Source organism: Edaphosphingomonas laterariae (assembly GCF_900188165.1).
Taxonomy (GTDB): Bacteria; Pseudomonadota; Alphaproteobacteria; order Sphingomonadales; family Sphingomonadaceae; genus Sphingomonas_E; species Sphingomonas_E laterariae.
In genome coordinates this window covers 21,684-38,544 of sequence record NZ_FZOS01000002.1, presented here as the reverse complement: position 1 = coordinate 38,544, position 16,861 = coordinate 21,684, and the positions used below count along the sequence as shown (strand labels likewise).

The window sequence follows — 16,861 nt, the reverse complement described above, 5'->3', positions numbered from 1 at the left end:
ACAATAATAATTAAAAGCGTCATATCGCCTGCCTAGAGGCGCCCCCGAACAACCAAAGGGGACGCACATGCTCAAGACCTTGCTTACCGCCGGCACCGCTTTTGCGGCGCTTTGCACCGCCTTCGCCGCGCCGGCGCTGGCGCATTCCGACGCCGTGGCCGACGCCGCGGCCGATGCTGCGCCCGATGCCGCCGCCGCACCGGAAGCCGCCGCCGGCGACGCGCCGAGCGACATCGTCGTCACCGGATCGACCCGCGCGCAGCGCCGTTTCGATGTGTCCTATGCGATCAACACCCTGTCGCCGGTCGACGTGGAAAAGATCGCGCCCGTCAACTTCGCCGATCTGATCGGCCAGCTCCCCGGCTTCCAGACCGAAATCACCGGCGGCGAAGTGCAGAATATCTACCGCATTCGCGGCCTGCCCAATGACGGCGGCTTCGTCAGCTTCCAGCAGGACGGCCTGCCGCTGTTCCATGAAAATGACGGCGTCTTCTTCCGTGGCGACGCGATCCTGAAGCAGGATCTGATGACCGACCGCGTCGAAGTGGTGCGCGGCGGCCCGGCGCCGGTCTATGCCAGCTATTCGGGCGCGATCATCAACGCCATCACCGTCACCGGCAGCGACGAACATCGCGGCAAGGCGCAGATCACGCTGGGCGATACCGGCCTCTATCGCCTCGATGCCTATCAGGCCGGCCCGCTCGGCGAAGACACCTATTATGCCGTCGGCGGCTTCATGCGCTATCATGACGGCTATCGCGACAACGGCTTCCCCAATGACAAGGGCGGCCAGATCCGCGCCAATATCAAGCACGTGACGGATAACGGCTTCGTCAAGTTCAACGTCAACTATGTCAACGATCACAACGTCTTCTATCTGCCGATTCCGATCGCCGATCCGCGCAACCCCAGCGTCTCGCTCGATCCCTATATCGATTATTTCACCGGCACGATGAACTCGCCGGCGTTCCGCAACGTCAACCTCATCCACCGCGACGGATCGGGCCAGATCGTCAGCCGCAGCAACGACCTTGCCGATGGTCGCCACATGCGGATGCTCAATTTCGGTGCGCAATATGAAGGGGATTTCGATGGCTGGCTGGTCTCCGCCAAGGCCGGCTACACGCAGGGCAAGCTGCGTTTCTCGGCCTTCTATTCGACGACCAACCCGGCCGACGGCGATGCCTTCGCCGCCGGCTATCTGAACCGCGCCACCGCCGCCTTCGGCCCGGTCAGCCGGTTCGGCTATGTCCTCGCCGGCACCGACACCGTCTATGATCCCTATTCGGCCTCGGGCCTCGTGATGCAGGGCCAGTATCGCGACGTGCAGTCGAACTTCTATTCGGCGCAGAGCGACATTTCGGTCGCCCGGCAGTTCGAAACCGGCTTCGGCACGCACGACATCAAGGTCGGCGTCTATGCCAGCGCCTATGGCGAGGATCGCTTCCAGCACTTCCAGAACTATCTGATCGAAGTCGCCGGCGAGCCGCGCACGCTCGATCTCGTCGCCTATGACAGCGCCGGTGCCGTGATCGGCCGCGTCACCGACAATGGCGTGCTCAACTATGCCGCCACGCTCAACGACGGCGATTCGGATGCCACGATGGTGGCGATCTACGCCAACGACACCTGGGAAATCCTGCCCGGCCTGCGCGTCGACGGCGGCATCCGCCACGAACGCTACAGCTACAAGGGCTGGGCGGCGCTCACCGAACAGGCGAATCTGGGCGATGCGACCACGCTGGCCGACGATACCACGCGCGCCTTCACCGGCGTGATCATCAACCAGAAGCTGAAGCCCAAGGTCACCAACTGGACGCTCGGCGCCAATTACGATTTCTCGGCCAATGTCGGCATCTATGGCCGCGCGTCGCACCTCGAAACGCCGCCGAACGTGCAGACGGTGATGTCGATCAACCCGACCCGCATCACCACCGTGGCCGACCAGTTCGAAGCCGGCCTCAAGCTCGCCTTCGGCCGCTCCTATCTCTACGTCACCGGCTTCTACACCAACTTCGATCCGCTGAACGCGTCGTTCCTCGCTTATGATCCGACCACGGGGCGCAACGACGTGAACGTGCCCTTCATCGGCGAAGCCAAGGTGAAGGGCGTGGAATTCGATGGCAGCCTGGCGGTCACGCCATGGTTCAAGCTCAACGGCGCGCTGACGATCAGCGATCCGAAATATAAGAGCTTCCAGAGCGCCACCGGCGCCAATCCGGAACTCGTCGAAGGCAACCAGATCGTTCGCCAGCCCAAGATCTATGGCAACGTCCGGCCGAGCTTCGATTTCCAGACCGGCGACACCGATGTCTCGATCTACGGCCGCTACACCTACATGGGTAAGCGTTTCGTCGATCTCTACAACAACACCGCGCTGCCGGCTTATGGCACGATCGGCGCGGGCGTGTCGGCACGGCGCGGCAGCTGGCAGCTCCAACTGGTCGGCGACAATCTGTTCAACGCCCACGGCCTGACCGAAGGCAATACCCGGACCGACGAACTCGCCGGTCAGGGCAGCGCGGAGGCGATCTACGGCCGCCCGATCTTCGGCCGCAACTTCCGCCTCGTGGTCAGCAAGTCCTGGTAATGCGGCACCGCATGACCCGTGTGGCGACCCTGCTCGCCACCGCCGCCGTCATGCTCGCGACCGTCCCGGCTTCGGCCGGGGCGGTTCGCGACGTGACCGTCGAAAAGCTGTCGCAGCGCCTCTTCCCGCTGCTCGACGCGATCGGCCGTGATGCCGCTGCCCGCGACGCGATCATGCGCAGCCCCGGCATGTCGGCTCTGCTGGCCGCCCGGCAACAGCGCAGCACCGCCTGCGCCAGCGATCTCGCCTGCAACGCGCAGGCGTTGATCTGGACCGACGCCGAGGTTCAGGCCGTCGCCGGCGCGGTCGCCGCCGCCCATCGTCTTCCCGCGTCCGATGATGGGCGCGGCGCGCAGGCCAGGCGCGAACTCGAAGGCCTCAACATCATCGTCCAGACCTATGGGCTGGGCCAGGTGTCGCGCTATCCGAAGATCGACGGCAGCGGCCCGCTCGAACCGCTCGAGCAACGCTCCCGCCTGCAGGCCGCCGACTGGCTGTCGCGCACGCCCCGCGCGCATTCGGCGCAGGGTTTCGATGCCAGTGTCGATTATGCGCTGGCGCTGCTCGACGGCGGCGATCGCATCGACGCGATCGGCTTCGATCCGCTGACCGACGGCCTTAACGCCGCCGCGATGGCGCGCGCGAAATCGCTCGACTGGAAGGCCTATCGCTACAGCGCGATGATCGTCACCGGCGTCGGGCCGGAGGTCGACGGCATGGCCCTCAGCCCGTGGGGCAAATATCATCTCCGGCTCGCCGCCAGCCGCTTCGCGAAGGGCGAAACGCCCTTCATCATCGTTTCGGGCGGCCGGGCGCATCCGCGCGCGACGCCGTTCACCGAGGCGGAGGAGATGCGGAACGTGCTGATCGAACGCCATGGCATTCCGGCGGATGCGATCCTGATCGAACCCTATGCCCGCCACACCACCACCAATTTGCGCAACGCCGCACGGCTGGCGATGGCCATGGGCGCGCCGCTCGATCGCGATATGCTGATCGTCTGCAACCCGCAGCAGAGCGGCTATATCGAAAGCCCGATCTTCGCGGCGCGCAACATGGCGGAGCTCGGTTATGAGCCGGGCAAGATCGGCCGCCGCCTCTCGCCGACGGAGCTTCTGTTCCGGCCGTCGCCGCAATCCGCCCGTGTCGATCCGCGCGATCCTCTCGATCCCTGATTTCTTTTCACAGGAGACATGCTGATGCGTGCCCTCATACTTGCCCTCGCCACGTCGATCAGCGCGCTTGCGCTTACCCCCACGGCCGCGCACGCATGGGGCCATACCGCCCATGCGGTGATCGATCGCGCGGCGATCGATGCCATTCCCGATGACGGCCCGGTATTCCTGCGCCGCTATGTCGATTATATCGCCGCCTCGGCCTCGCTGCCCGACAACTGGCGCGGCAATTCGGAAAATTTCTCCAAGATGGAGGAAGATCCCAACCATGGCTGGTTCCGCGAACAGTTCAGCTTCGTGAAGCCGATCCCGCGTTCGCGCCATGAATTCGTCCTTGCCCTCTACAAGCATTATGAAACGATCAAGGACAGCGATCCGGCCACCGCCGCGCGCACCAATGTCCGCTGGACCGGCACTCTGCCTTATGCCGCAATCGAGGCTTATGACCGGCTGGTGGTGTGCATGCGCCAGGTGCGCAAGGCGGCGGCCGAAGGCGGCGACGCGTCGATCCCCGAACAGCATTGCGCCTTCCAGGTCATTCGGCTCGGCCATTATATCGGCGATGGCGCGCAGCCGCTGCACGATACCATCCACGCCGATGGCTGGCTGAGCGACAATCCCAAGGGCTATACCCGCGAACGGAGCATCCATGGCCGGTTCGAGGGCAAGTTCGTCGATGGCATGAAGCTCACCACCGCCGATATCGCGCCACGGATCGGCGCGCCGGGGCGCCGCACCGGCGACATGTTCGACGCGGTTCTCGCCTTCCTCGATGAAGCGGGCGGCAAGATGGAAAGCGTCTACGCCCTCGAAAAGCGCGATGGCTTCACCAATTTCGCCGACAAGGACGTGCGCGCGCTGGTTTACGAACGGGCGACGGCCGGTGCCACCATGCTGCGCGATATGCTCTGCCGCGCCTGGGCGGAAAGCGCCAGCCCGCCCGCGCCGGTCGAACCGTCGCCGCTCGATTTCGCCAATCCCCGCTTCAACCCGGAAACCGGTTCGGCACCGGATTGAGCATCGCGCCGCGCCCGCCTGCGCGCCAATCCGGCGATCAGGCGGGCATGGCGCGCATGGCCCAGATCGAACCGGCGCATCAGCAGGATCGCGCTTAGGCAGCCGATCAGCGGCAACCCCAGCCCCAGCGCAATGATGCCCGCCTGCACCGCCGGCGCCTGCGCTTGCCCCGGCACATAGCCAAGCCCGTCCAGCACCCAGCCGATCGCCGCCGCCGATGCCGCACCGCTCGCCTTCACTACCACCAGATATCCCGCGAACATGCCGGTTTCGAAGCGCCGGCCATGCCGCCAGGCGACGACGTCCACCGCGTCGGCCAGCAGGCCCCAGGGCAACATATAGACGCTGGCGAGGCCGAAGCCGATCAACGCCGCACAGCCGATCAGCGCGGCAGGCCATGGCAGGCACAGCGCGAACAGGATCAGCCCGATGGCGCCCGCTCCGCCGCCCATGGCGAGCAACGCGCTCTTGCTGAACCGGCCGGTCAACGCCGTCCACAAAAGTACCCCGGCAAACTGGCCGAAGGTCAGCGCCAGCAGCAGGCCGGGCACAAGTTCCGGCCGCGCGACGACATAGCTGCCGATGTAAAGCAGCGTGCGGGCGAAAGCGGGGACGAAGAATCCGGTCAGCAGGCCCAGCAGCGCCATCGCCATCACCATCGGATCGCCCAGCGGGATGGCGATCCCGTCCTCGCACGGCGTGTCCGCAATCGGCCGACCGGCACCGTCATTCGAGGTGAGCGCGCAAAGGATCATCGTCACGATGAAGACCATGCCCGCGATCATGCCGGTGATCGCCAGCCGGTCGAACGCCTGCTCGCTTCCCGCTTGCTGCACCAGCGGGGTCAGGATGGTGGCGAGCGCCAGCGCGGCCGCCGTGCTGAACATCAGCCGATACCCCGACACCCGTCCCCGCGCCCGGCTGTCACTGGTGATCTGCGCCATCAGCGCATTATGCGGCACATCGATGACCGCATAGGCACCGCGGAACACCAGCAGCGCCAACGCCAGCGCCCAGATCTCGCGCATGCCCAGCGCCGGCATGGCATAAAGCAGCGCAAAGGCCAGCCCGCACGGGATCGCCGCGGCGGCCACCATCCAGCGATAGCCTTTCCCGGCGTGCCGCAACCGGATCACCAGCCGCGCCGCCACGAGATCGAAGACAAGATCGCCACACAGCGCAAACAGCATCAGCGAACCCGCCGCCATGGCGGAAAGGCCCAGCAGATCGGTTAGCAGGAACAGGATCGTCAGGTCGGCGCCGGAAAAGACCAGCGCCTTGCCGAAATTGCCGGACGCATAAGCCAGCATGCGGCCTTCGGTGAACTTGCGAACCACGTCGGGCGCCCGATTGTCCGTGCAAAAGTGAAAGGCCGGCGGAGCGGGCCCGCCCCGCACCTACCCCGCGATCCTTTCACTTTTGCGACGCAGGCCGCTGCCGCCCCCCTTCAGACCGGGCACGCGCCTCAGAAATGCAGCCGGGCTTCCACCCCCAGCGTCATCGGTTCACCATAGGCCTTGATCTTGGTCGACCATGGGAAGCTGCCCGTCGAATCGATCACATAGGCCTTGTCGGTCAGGTTGCGTCCCCACAGCGCCAGATCCACCGTGCCCGCGCCCAGCGGCAGCTGCTTCAGTTCCAGCCGGCCATTGAGCAGGCCATAGGCCCCGATCCTCGCGCCCGGCCGCTCGATATAGGGCGCGGTCGTCACCACCTTGTCCTGCCAGGCATAGTTCAGGATCAGGTGCAGCGGCGCATCGTCGATCCGGGTCAGTTCGGCGTCGGCGGTGATGCTGAAGCTGTTCTTCGGCGCATTGGGAAACTTGAACAGGTCGGTGACGTCCGCGCCCGTCTGCGGATCGAGCACCTCGGTATATTTGGCGTTGAGATAGGCATAGCTGAGATCGAAGCGGATCGCCTCGACCGGCAACAGGCTCAGATCCAGCTCGGCCCCGTAAATGCGCGCGCGCCCGGCGTTGAAGCTGGCAACGAACTGCGGAGCGCCGAGCACCGCGAGGTCGATCAGAATGTCCTTGTACTTGGAATAGAAAAAGGCGCTGTTGAACTGCAGCCGGCGATCCCAGCCCTGCCATTTCACGCCCGCTTCGAACGAGGTCAGATTCTCCTCGTCAAAGCCGCGCTCGAAATCTTCCTTGCTGGCGGCCCCCGTGCCGAAGCCGCCGGAGCGATAGCCCGTCACCACTTTGGCGTAGAGATTCAGGTCGTCGGCCGGTTGCCATGAAATGTTGGCGGACGGATTGAACTTGGAGAAGTTTTTGTCGCCATTGCCGACGAACGGGTAAGGCGGCATCCCCGTCGCCGGATCGGGCAGGGTGAAATCGATATTGTCCTTGGTCGCGCGGCGCTGATCCCAGGAATAACGCCCGCCCACCGTCAGCTTTAGTTGCTCGCTGAACGCCCAGGTGCCGTTGGCGAACAGCGCCTGCGCCTTGTTCTTGGCATAGATGAAGCGGTTGCTGATGATGAACGAACCGGCATCATAATCTTCGGTCTGGTCGGCCTTTTCCGAAAAGAGGTAGCCGCCGAGAATATATTGGAGCCGATCGTCAAACCCGCTGCCGAGCAGCTGGATTTCCTGGCTGAACTGATGGTGGTCGGTATCCTGCCGGTTGGTGCGAAACAACGTGGCCACCGGATTGCTGGAAAAATCGGCATAAGCGCTGGCGTTGAACGCGCGATAGCCGGTGATCGATTTCAAGGTCAGCGTGTCGGATGGCTGCCATGTCAGCGTCAGCGCCAGGCCGTCGGTGCGCAGCCGGCTCTGTTCCACCGGCGCGGCCAGCGTCGCGCGCTTCACCCGTTTCGGCGCCACCGGAACGAAAGCTTCGAACCCCGGCAGCACATCCTCGGCCTGGTAGTAGAAGGGCGTATTATGCTCGAGCGAATGGTCGAAGCTGAAGAAGACGTCGAGATTGTCCGACAGGTCGGCCGCCGCCACGAAGCGCACGCCCCAGCGATCATTCTCGCCGAAATCCTTGCCCGGTCCGGCATTCTCCACCAGCCCGTCGCGCTCCGAATAGATCGCGGTCAGGCTGCTGGCGATGCCCGCGAATTCGGGAAATTCGATGCGGCCCAGCGCACGGAAATAATCCTTGGTACCATAGCCCAATTCCACATCGGCGCCGGCCTCGCCGCTGGGTCGGCGGGTGACGATGTTGATCGCCCCGCCCGTGGTGTTGCGGCCATAGAGGGTGCCCTGCGGGCCGCGCAGCACCTCCACCCGCTCGGCATCGCCGAAATCGAAGGCCAGCCCTGTCGACCGCGCGACATAGACGCCGTCGACATAGACGCCGACCGCCGGATCCTGCGTCACCTGCGCGTCATTGTTGCCGATGCCACGGATGAACAGGCGTGTCGAAAAGGGCGTCGTCGGGTGCTGGCTCAGGCGCAGGCCCGGCACGGTGAAGCCGACATCGGTGAAGCGATCGATGTTGAGATCGGTGAGCTTCTCATTGCCGAGGGAGACGATCGAGATCGGCACTTCCTGCAGGTTTTCCGCCCGTTTCTGGGCGGTGACAACGATCTCCTCCAAGCCGCTCTGCGGCGCGGTCGCCTCCTGCGCGCGGGCCACAGCGGTGGTGGAGGCGGCACAACCGACCGCCACGAACAGTGTCCGGATTTTCATTCTACCCTCCCTTTGGCCCGGAGGGTTCTGGCGACCCTCGTCAGGCGGCGATGGACTTCAACACTTCGGCAAGCATGGCCTCCTGTTCGGCCGGGCCGATCGCGCCGCCATTGGCAAGCGCGGCGACGGCGATGCCGGATACGGCGGCGGACAGACGCTGATAGGTAAGTGCCGGATCGAGATCGGCGCGCACCTCGCCCTTCGCCTGGCAGGCGCGGATCTGGGCGGTGCCGGTCTCGGCAAGCTCGCGGCCATGCTCCGCCAGATAGGCCTGCATGTCGCCATCGCTATGCGCGTAGACATAGAGCGAAAGGCGCACGCGCCACTCGTCGGCGCGCTTCTCGTCGGTGGGTAGCACCGCGTAAAGCCGCCGGCTGAGCGTCGCGAACGGATCGTCGGCATCCGGGTCGCCCGGCAGCGCCCGCGCGCGCTCGGCCCGTTCGCCCGAAACCCATTTGAGCGCCCCGAACATGAGCGACGCCTTGTCGGGGAAATAATGCTGAACATTGCCCTTAGATCGGCCGCTGAGCGCGGCGACATTGCGCTGGGACAATGTTTCCAGGCCGTGGCTCGCGATCCAGCGCACGGCGGCCGCGGCGATGATGCGGCGCTGTTCGTCATGGTCGACGATCTTCGGCATTAGGTTCCTCCCCGACTCGACGGGCGCAAGGCGCCGTCATCCGGCTCCTAAGATGCTCCGCAGGGGCGAGGGAAGATGCCATGCATTTTTAATCGTCCACATGGATTATAAAGTCAACTTCACAATCCACATGGACGAAAACGGATGGTCGGCCGGACAGCGCGCGCCGCTCACAGATCGACACGGCGGCCATGCAGCGGCCCCAGCATGTCGCGCATCAGCTTTTCACGCCACAGCGCGTCACTCAGGAACGCCTGCAGGGTCGGGCCGATATCCCTCGCCGCGATCTGATCGGCATATCGCTTGCGCATGACATCGCGGTCCTCGCGCGCCGCAGGCGCTTCCGTGCCGAGCGCCGCGCCGAGATAGCCGATCAGGCCGATCGCGCCGTCAAGCCGGTAGCCGACATAGGGATCGTCCACCGCCGGCCGCACGATCCGGCCCAGCACGTCGCGCAGATAATCAAACTCGAAATCGATCGGCGGTCGCGCGCCATAAGCAGGCACCGCTTCGTCCAGCGCCACATTTTCAGCAAGCGCGATCAGCCGGACCAGCGATATTTGCGACAGCCGGAAATAGCTGTTGGTCAATCCATAATCGAGGCCCGTGTGGCGGCTTTCCAACGCCAGTGCGATCGGCACGCTGAACCGCGCCATCACCAGCACCGTCACATAAAGCAGTTCGTCGCGCGTCCACGCCACGCCCGAAGCCGCGTTATACAGGGCCAGCAGATGTTCGGCGCTCGCCATCGGCTGCACCAGCGATCGCGCCAGCACGCAGCCAATATCTTCCAGCGGATGGCCAAGATGCGTCATCTCCCAGTCGACGACGCCCGTCACCCGCTCGTCATCGAACAGGAAGTTTCCGGCCCCGGCATCGCCCTGCACCAGCACGGCGGGCCGATCGTCCTTCGGCAGGCGCTGGTGCAGCCAGCGGAAGGCGAACAAGGTCAACGGATCGGGGTCGGCAACTCCCTCGTCGAGCAGCGCCTCCCACATCGCCAGTTCCTGCGCGATCGCCTGCCCGATCGAAAGCCCGGCGGGCAGATGATCCAGCGCGAGCGAGGCGATGTCGACCGCATGGCACTCGGCCAGCGCGTCGACGAAGGATCGCTCGATCCGCGCGCGATGCGCGTCGTCCTGGATCGTCGCGTAAACGGCTTCGCCCGGCAGGCATTCCATCGCCATCGCGGTCGCGCCTTCGTGCCAGCCGATCACGCGCGGCGCACGCGCCCTGCCGTCCAGCCGGGCCAGCAGCCCATGCTCGCGGCGCAAATCGAACGGCGTCTTCGGCGCCGATCCTAGGTCGATCTTCAGGAAAGCGCAGCCCGGGCGACCATCGGGCCCCGCAAGCTCCACCCGGCTGCTCGTGCGGAAGGCCCCGCCGCTGACCCGGTGGACCGAAGCTATGCCGGCACCGCAACGCTCTTCGATCCAGGCCCTGAGCGCCGCGTCCTTTGCCGGATCGTCGACGATGCCGATCATGCCTTCGCTCCCCGCTGGCGCGCGAACGCGCGATAGCCATCCGGATGCCACGTATCCTGCAATTCGCCATGGCCCTTCACATCGTCCCACTGCCATTCGGCAAAGCTGGACCAGTTGAACATGCCCGGCTGAACCTGCACCGCCATCCGCGTGATGCTGTGGCCGGTCGCCACGAACTCGCGCCCTTGCGCGTCGCGGGCCTCGACGATGCAGGCGGCGGGCGACAGATCGTCGCCCCGCACCATCCGCGCCGTTCCCTCCACCAGCGGCGCATGGATGCCATCGCGGATCAGATAGCCCGAAAGCATCGTGAAACGCTCGGTATCGGCGCCTCCATGCGTCACGATCAGGAAGGCATCGCGCGCCGATGCCGTGGCGTGGAAATAGCCGATATGCATGTCGGTCATATCGTCGCGCCGTGGCCCCCAGCTGCGATCGCGCACGCAATGGCAATCCACGTCCAGCCGCTCATCGCCCACGCGAACCCAACCGCGATACCGGCCCGGCTGATCGATATGGCCCTTGAAGACGCCGGGATCGGCGGTGGTGGCCGATGTCGCCACCACATCGGCGGTCGCCGCGAACTCGACATCGAACGCCAGCGCCGGTGTGTCATAACGGATGCGATAGCGATGCCCGCTTTCGATCACGTCGATCATCACGCCCTGCGGCGTCGTCAGCCGCGCGCCGTCCAGCATCGCAGCCTCGCCATCATAGCGACGGCTCCAGCCATAATCATGGTGCAGCATCGTCCATGGCAGCGATCCGCGATCATCCCAGGCGAACACGCCACCGCCGCACAGGCCCAGATTCGGCCGGAACCACGGATAGACGTAAACGGTGGTCCGGCGCTCCGGCACATAGAAGGCGAACCACCAGGATTCGAACCAGCTTTCGTCCGCACCGGGTTCGTGCATCCTGTCTTCAGCCCGCAGCATGGCCGCCCCTCCTCTTTTTAATCCATATGGACTAAAAAGATCGTCCGGCCTTGGCAAGCCCCCTGCGATCGGCGCAGCGACTCACACGGCGCCAACGCCACCGCTTCCATGCGATGCCGGCTTGAAGGTCTTCCCGCCGCGCACAATTCTACCGGCGAGCATGGCGGTATCGGCTCCATGCCGGCATCTAATGCCGTCAACATCACGGTCCGGTTGCCCGGCGGCCAAGGCATCCGGCCGAACATTGGCAGACGCTATGCCGTCAACCCGCTGATTTACCGACGATTTAAGATTGTTTTCGCCTGCTTCCGAAGGAGGAAGTGGTGCCCAGGGACGGAATCGAACCGCCGACACCGTGATTTTCAGTCACGTGCTCTACCAACTGAGCTACCTGGGCAGGAAGCGTTGGGAAGCGCGCCTATAGACAAGCAAACTAGGGCGTGTCCAGCCCATCATTTGCGTTTTCTCGACCTTCTTCGTCGGCGGGCGGGCCGGGCGTGCGATAAGCGTCGCCAAGCCAGTTCAAAAGGTCGCGATCGCGGCAGCCCTGGCTGCAGAAAGGCGCGTGATCGGGGGTGACGGGCGCGCCGCAGAGCGGGCAGCCGCCGCGCTTACGCTTGGAAGGGGCCGAGTTGGACATGCCCCGCCGATATGGCGAGCGTCGCGTCGGCACGCAAGGCAAGCGGCACGCCGCGCCGGCGCTCCCATTCGCGCTGCCAGTCGGGCCGGGCCTCGATCGCGGCGATCACGGCGGGCGCGGCGGTGATCAACCCCGTGCCGGCGCCGGGCGTGCGTTCACCCCGGCGGAGCAAAGCCCGCGCCGCTGATGCCGCCGGATCACTGCGCAGCATTTCGGGCAGCGAGGCCCGCAGGCGCCGCCGCACGATCTGGAGGAAGCCGAAGCCGTTGACGGCAGTGCGTTCGAACGGCTGGGGCAGGATCGCATCCACTTCGGCCGCCGCCGCCAGCCGCTCGGCCTTGCCGTTGACGGTGGGCAGATCGATGCCGATCGACCCGGCGATGCCCATCCGCCGAATCGCCTGCGCCGCCGCCCGCGCGCCGGCCACCGCCAGTTCGGCAGGCGGCATCACGCCATCGACGTCGAACAAAGTCATCGCCGGGGTCAGCGAAAGGCGCAGCCCACCACCGGGGAAGGCGATCTCGCCCGAATAAGCCTCTTCCAGCAGTTCGGACCAGCCGGCGGTTTCCAGCCGATCCCCGCCATGCACCGCCGGCCGCGTCACCGGAATACCCGTCGCCTTGATCCGCGCAAGAAGATCGGGGCCGGGGGTCGGCACGGCGTCCACCGGCGCCGCGCGCGCGATGGCGCGCTTGGGCCGGCCGGGCTCGGCAATCGCCGCACGTGTGATCTCGGCCAGAAAGCGCCCGCCTTCGGTGACGCCGGGCGGCACCGGCTCGATCAGCGCCTCGCTGCCGTCCTCCAGCGTCGCGATCGCGCGGCGGCCGGGCTGGATGATCTTCGTCAGCCGGGCGGGCAGGATCGCGCCGGCGCGAACGCCTTCGCCGTCCGCTTCGATCGCGGCTTCAAGGATGTGATCGCCTTCGACGAGCGCGGCCCGGGCTTCGCCGACGCCGTCCTCGTAAAGCCACTCAGCCAAGGGCGATGCCGCTCGCTGCGAGCAGCGCGCGGGTTTCGAACAAGGGCAGGCCGACAACGCCCGAATGGCTGCCGGCCAGAAAGCGCACATAGGCTTCGGCCGCGCCCTGAATGGCATAGCCGCCCGCCTTGCCGTGCCATTCGCCGCCAGCAAGATAATGAGCGATCTCGTCGTCGGTCAGCCGCTTGAAGGTGACGATCGACACCGATTCCCGGTGCCGCGCCCGCCCTTCGGCATCGATCACGGTCAGCGCGGTGATGACGCGATGGCGCCGCCCCGACAACAGGGCCAGGCAGGCACGCGCCGTCGCCTCATCCTCCGCCTTGGGCAGAATCCGGCGTCCGGCGGCCACGACCGTATCGGCGGCCAGCGTGACGCAGCCGGGGTGGCGCGCGGCCACCGCCGCCGCCTTTTCGGCCGCGAGCCTGCGGGCATGGGGCACGGGCAGTTCGCCCTTGCCCACCGCCTCGTCGATTTCCGCCGGATCGATGGCGTCGGGGCTGATGCCCAGACGCGCGAGCAGCTCCAGCCGACGCGGGCTGGCGGATGCGAGGATCAGCCGCATCAGCGGCCGATCACTTGAAGCGATAGGTGATCCGGCCCTTGGTCAGATCATAGGGCGTCAGTTCGACGAGCACCTCGTCGCCGACCAGCACGCGGATGCGGTTCTTGCGCATCTTGCCAGCGGTATGGCCGAGAATTTCATGGTCATTCTCAAGCCGGACACGGAACATTGCGTTGGGCAGCAGTTCCACCACTTGCCCGCGCATTTCGAGCAGTTCTTCCTTAGCCATCAGGCCCCTTGGATTTAAGTGTGTAGAGAAAATCGCGTCGCCTTAGCGCCAGATGCACAAAAAGGGAAGCACCCGCGGCACCCGAAAGCCGGTTGCGGCCGGAACGAACGCCATTTTTAGTATGCTGTGTCTTCCGGGCCGGCCTTCCCGCCGCCGCCCAGACGGAAGAATGCGCCGCTAGGCCGCCTCCGCCACCTCGCCGCCAGCGGCCTCCAGCAGGCGGCGTTCGAGCGCCTTCAGCCGCGTCGCGCTCGTCACCTTGTCGCCCGTCAGATCGGTCACGTAGAAAACGTCGACCGCGCGCTCGCCATAGGTGGCGATATGCGCGGAATGGATCGTCAGCTTCGACTGGAAGAGCGCGTGCGACAGCGCGTTGAGCAGCGCCGGACGATCGCGGGCGTTGATTTCGACCACGGTGTAGCGGTTCGACGCGCGATTATCGATCAGCACGACAGGTTCGATCGGGAAGGCATCGGCGCGCGCGCGCGGCAGAGGCTTGGCCGCCAGCCGGTCCGCCAGCCGGGCGCGGTTGGCGAGCGCATCCTCGATGCCGATCTCCAGCCGCTTCAGCCGCTCCGCCTCGTCGAACGGGCGGCCGAACGGATCCTGCACCAGGATATTGTCCACCGCCATGCCGTCGCGCGTGGTGTGGATGCGCGCATCGATGATGCTGCCGCCCGCCAGATGGATCGCGCCGGCGATGCGGTAGAACAGGCCGGGATGATCGGCGGTGTAGATGGTGACCAAAGTCGCGCCGCGATCGGGGTCGGCATCGGCGCCGATCGACAGCACCTTGCTCGCGCTGTCCGCCTCGTCCAGCTGGCGCAGATTGCGCTCGATCACATCCTCCGCCTCGGCCACCCAATAGGCTTCGGGCAGGCGCCGGACGAGCGCGTCGAACCGATCGTCGTCCCAGCCCAGCCGCGCGCGCAGCGCCGCCTGCTTGGCCTCGATCCGTTCCTTGCGCCCGCGCTGCTTGTGGCCCAGCCGCAGCACTTCCTCGGCCGCCTCATAGAGATCGGTGAGCAGCTGGCGCTTCCAGCTGTTCCACACGCCCGGCCCCACCGCGCGGATATCGACCACGGTCAGCACCAGCAGCAGGCGCAACCGCTCGGGGCTCTGCACCAGCTCCGCGAAATCGAGGATCGTCTTGAAATCGGCAAGGTCGCGCTTGAACGCGGTGGCCGACATCAACAGGTGCCAGCGCACCAGCCAGGCGACGAGTTCGGTCTCGGCCGCCGTGAGGCCAAGCCGCGGGCACAGCTTGCGCGCCACCTCCGCGCCCAGGATGGAATGATCGCCGCCGCGCCCCTTGGCGATATCATGCATGAGAACCGCGACATACAGCGCACGGCGCGACACCAGCTGGCGGATGATCGTGCTGGCCAGCGGGTGATCGGCGTCGAGTTCGCCCTTCTCGATCCGCGAAAGCAGGCCGATCGCGCGGATCGTGTGCTCGTCCACGGTGAAATGATGGTACATGTCGAACTGCATCTGCGCCACGACGCGGCCGAAATCGGGCACGAAGCGGCCGAACACGCCAGCTTCGTTCATCCAGCGCAGCACCGTTTCGGGGTCACGCGGGCTGGTCAGCACATCCATGAAATAGCCGTTGGCGCGGGCATTGCGGCGCACGTCATTGTCGATCAGCCGGGCATCGCGCCCCGCCTGCCGCATCGCGACGGGGTGGATCTCCAGCTCATATTTGTCGGCCAGCGCGAACATCTGGAGCAGCCGGACCGGATCTTCCTCGAAAAAGCTGTCGGACGGCGTCGAAAGCCGGCCGCGATCGAAGGCGAAGCCTTCCAGCTTGCGCGGCTTGCGGCGCAGGCGCGGCAGAGCGAAACGGCGGCCGCGCGCGGCGAACTCCTCGTCGAGATGGGCAAGGAACACGCCCGTCAGGTCGCCCACGCGCTTCGCGGTCAGGAAATAATGCTGCATGAAGCGCTCAACCGCCGAACGGCCCGGGCGATCGGCATAGCGCATCCGCCGGGCGATATCCGGCTGGACGTCGAAGGTCAGCCGCTCCTCGGCCCGGTTGGTCAGGATGTGGAGGTGGCAGCGCACCGCCCACAGGAAATTCTCCGACTTCTGGAACTGGCGCAGCTCCTCGGGCGTCAGCAGCCCCTTGTCGACCAGCTCCGGCACCGAACGGACCTGGTTCACATATTTGCCGATCCAGAACAAAGTGTGGAGATCGCGCAGCCCCCCTTTGCCTTCCTTCAGATTGGGCTCGACGACGTAACGGCTGTCGCCCATGCGGCGGTGGCGTTCGTCGCGTTCGGCCAGCTTCTCCGCGACGAAGGTGCGCGCGGTGCCTGCCACCACCTCGCGGTCGAAGCGCTGCGACGCCTCGTCATACAGGGCCTCGTCGCCCCAGACGAACCGCCCCTCCAGCATCGCCGTGCGGATGGTGAGGTCGCTCTTGGCCATCCGCACCATATCGTCGAGCGAGCGGCTGCTATGGCCGACCTTGAGGCCGAGATCCCAGAGCAGGTAGAGCATCGACTCGATCACCTGCTCGGCCCAGCTGGTCTGCTTCCACGGCGTCAGGAACGCGATGTCGACGTCGGAATGGAGCGCCATTTCCGCGCGGCCATAACCGCCCACCGCCATCAAGGTCAGTCGCTCGCCAGCCGTGGGGTTGTTGAGCGGGTAGAGCTTCTTGGTGGTGAAATCGAACACCAGCCGCAGGATCTGGTCGGTCAGGAAGGCATAGGCTGCGGCTGCATCCGTGCCGCGTGTCGGCGCCGCCGCCAGCCGGCTGGCGATCTCCTTGCGGCCATGGTCCAGCGCCGCCTTCAGGATCGCGGTGGCTTCGCGGCGGAGCGCGGTGGCGTCCGCCCCCTCCAATTCGTCCAGCCGCCCGGCGACATCGCGCCGATCGATGATCGCGCGGCGGTTGGCGAGGGATTCGAAGCGGGCTGCCATGCCTTCCGCCCTATAGCCTGCGTCGCC

Annotated in this window: 12 protein-coding genes and 1 tRNA gene; 2 read left to right on the top strand and 11 right to left on the bottom strand. The window is 65.8% G+C overall.

Annotation, left to right across the window (positions count from 1 at the left end):
* Positions 1-67: 67 nt before the first annotated feature.
* Positions 68-2,590 (top strand): TonB-dependent receptor, encoded by a 2,523-nt coding sequence (locus CHB74_RS02575; RefSeq protein WP_089218058.1) that lies wholly within the window; start codon positions 68-70, stop codon positions 2,588-2,590.
* Positions 2,591-2,601: 11 nt separating this feature from the next.
* Positions 2,602-3,765 carry a YdcF family protein gene (locus tag CHB74_RS02570; RefSeq protein WP_245842561.1) on the top strand — a complete coding sequence of 388 codons (1,164 nt, stop codon included), beginning with the start codon at positions 2,602-2,604 and terminating at the stop codon, positions 3,763-3,765.
* A gap of 863 nt (positions 3,766-4,628) precedes the next feature.
* Here CHB74_RS02570 and CHB74_RS02565 read toward each other — a convergent pair.
* From CHB74_RS02565 to CHB74_RS02515, 11 genes are all read right to left on the bottom strand, one after another.
* Positions 4,629-6,119, bottom strand: coding sequence for an MFS transporter (locus tag CHB74_RS02565; RefSeq protein WP_245842558.1), 1,491 nt, complete (start codon positions 6,117-6,119; stop codon positions 4,629-4,631).
* A gap of 128 nt (positions 6,120-6,247) precedes the next feature.
* Positions 6,248-8,428: a TonB-dependent receptor gene (locus tag CHB74_RS02560; RefSeq protein WP_089218056.1), complete on the bottom strand. Its 2,181-nt coding sequence runs from the start codon at positions 8,426-8,428 to the stop codon at positions 6,248-6,250.
* A 40-nt stretch (positions 8,429-8,468) separates the two neighbouring features.
* Complete coding sequence (locus CHB74_RS02555; protein ID WP_089218055.1) at positions 8,469-9,068, bottom strand: TetR/AcrR family transcriptional regulator; 600 nt, start codon at positions 9,066-9,068, stop codon at positions 8,469-8,471.
* A 170-nt stretch (positions 9,069-9,238) separates the two neighbouring features.
* A complete protein-coding gene (locus tag CHB74_RS02550; protein ID WP_089218054.1) occupies positions 9,239-10,552 on the bottom strand; it encodes a phosphotransferase family protein in 1,314 nt (437 codons plus the stop codon).
* Positions 10,549-11,490, bottom strand: coding sequence for a DUF7064 domain-containing protein (locus CHB74_RS02545; protein WP_089218053.1), 942 nt, complete (start codon positions 11,488-11,490; stop codon positions 10,549-10,551). Before CHB74_RS02545 ends, CHB74_RS02550 begins: the two co-directional genes overlap by 4 nt.
* A gap of 321 nt (positions 11,491-11,811) precedes the next feature.
* Positions 11,812-11,887 (bottom strand) — tRNA-Phe (locus CHB74_RS02540).
* Positions 11,888-11,923: 36 nt separating this feature from the next.
* Positions 11,924-12,130, bottom strand: a complete 207-nt coding sequence (locus CHB74_RS02535; protein WP_089218052.1) for a DNA gyrase inhibitor YacG — start codon at positions 12,128-12,130, stop codon at positions 11,924-11,926.
* A complete protein-coding gene (locus tag CHB74_RS02530) occupies positions 12,102-13,109 on the bottom strand; it encodes a ribonuclease (protein ID WP_089218051.1) in 1,008 nt (335 codons plus the stop codon). The genes CHB74_RS02535 and CHB74_RS02530 overlap by 29 nt, the downstream gene beginning before the upstream one ends.
* Positions 13,102-13,674, bottom strand: coding sequence for a Maf family protein (locus CHB74_RS02525; RefSeq protein WP_089218050.1), 573 nt, complete (start codon positions 13,672-13,674; stop codon positions 13,102-13,104). Before CHB74_RS02525 ends, CHB74_RS02530 begins: the two co-directional genes overlap by 8 nt.
* Positions 13,675-13,684: 10 nt before the next feature.
* Positions 13,685-13,903, bottom strand: coding sequence for a translation initiation factor IF-1 (gene infA, locus CHB74_RS02520; protein WP_003049127.1), 219 nt, complete (start codon positions 13,901-13,903; stop codon positions 13,685-13,687).
* A 177-nt stretch (positions 13,904-14,080) separates the two neighbouring features.
* Positions 14,081-16,834, bottom strand: coding sequence for a [protein-PII] uridylyltransferase (locus tag CHB74_RS02515; protein WP_089218049.1), 2,754 nt, complete (start codon positions 16,832-16,834; stop codon positions 14,081-14,083).
* Between the last annotated feature and the right edge of the window lie 27 nt (positions 16,835-16,861).

What these genes read in the sequence shown, in the direction of transcription:
- CHB74_RS02550 (WP_089218054.1), bottom strand. Translation starts at nt 10,552, where the DNA reads ATGATCGGCATCGTCGACGATCCGGCAAAGGACGCGGCGCTCAGGGCC.
- CHB74_RS02545 (WP_089218053.1), bottom strand. Translation starts at nt 11,490, where the DNA reads ATGCTGCGGGCTGAAGACAGGATGCACGAACCCGGTGCGGACGAAAGC.
- CHB74_RS02515 (WP_089218049.1), bottom strand. Translation starts at nt 16,834, where the DNA reads ATGGCAGCCCGCTTCGAATCCCTCGCCAACCGCCGCGCGATCATCGAT.
- CHB74_RS02575 (WP_089218058.1), top strand. Translation starts at nt 68, where the DNA reads ATGCTCAAGACCTTGCTTACCGCCGGCACCGCTTTTGCGGCGCTTTGC.
- CHB74_RS02570 (WP_245842561.1), top strand. Translation starts at nt 2,602, where the DNA reads ATGACCCGTGTGGCGACCCTGCTCGCCACCGCCGCCGTCATGCTCGCG.
- CHB74_RS02535 (WP_089218052.1), bottom strand. Translation starts at nt 12,130, where the DNA reads ATGTCCAACTCGGCCCCTTCCAAGCGTAAGCGCGGCGGCTGCCCGCTC.
- infA (WP_003049127.1), bottom strand. Translation starts at nt 13,903, where the DNA reads ATGGCTAAGGAAGAACTGCTCGAAATGCGCGGGCAAGTGGTGGAACTG.
- CHB74_RS02560 (WP_089218056.1), bottom strand. Translation starts at nt 8,428, where the DNA reads ATGAAAATCCGGACACTGTTCGTGGCGGTCGGTTGTGCCGCCTCCACC.
- CHB74_RS02555 (WP_089218055.1), bottom strand. Translation starts at nt 9,068, where the DNA reads ATGCCGAAGATCGTCGACCATGACGAACAGCGCCGCATCATCGCCGCG.
- CHB74_RS02525 (WP_089218050.1), bottom strand. Translation starts at nt 13,674, where the DNA reads ATGCGGCTGATCCTCGCATCCGCCAGCCCGCGTCGGCTGGAGCTGCTC.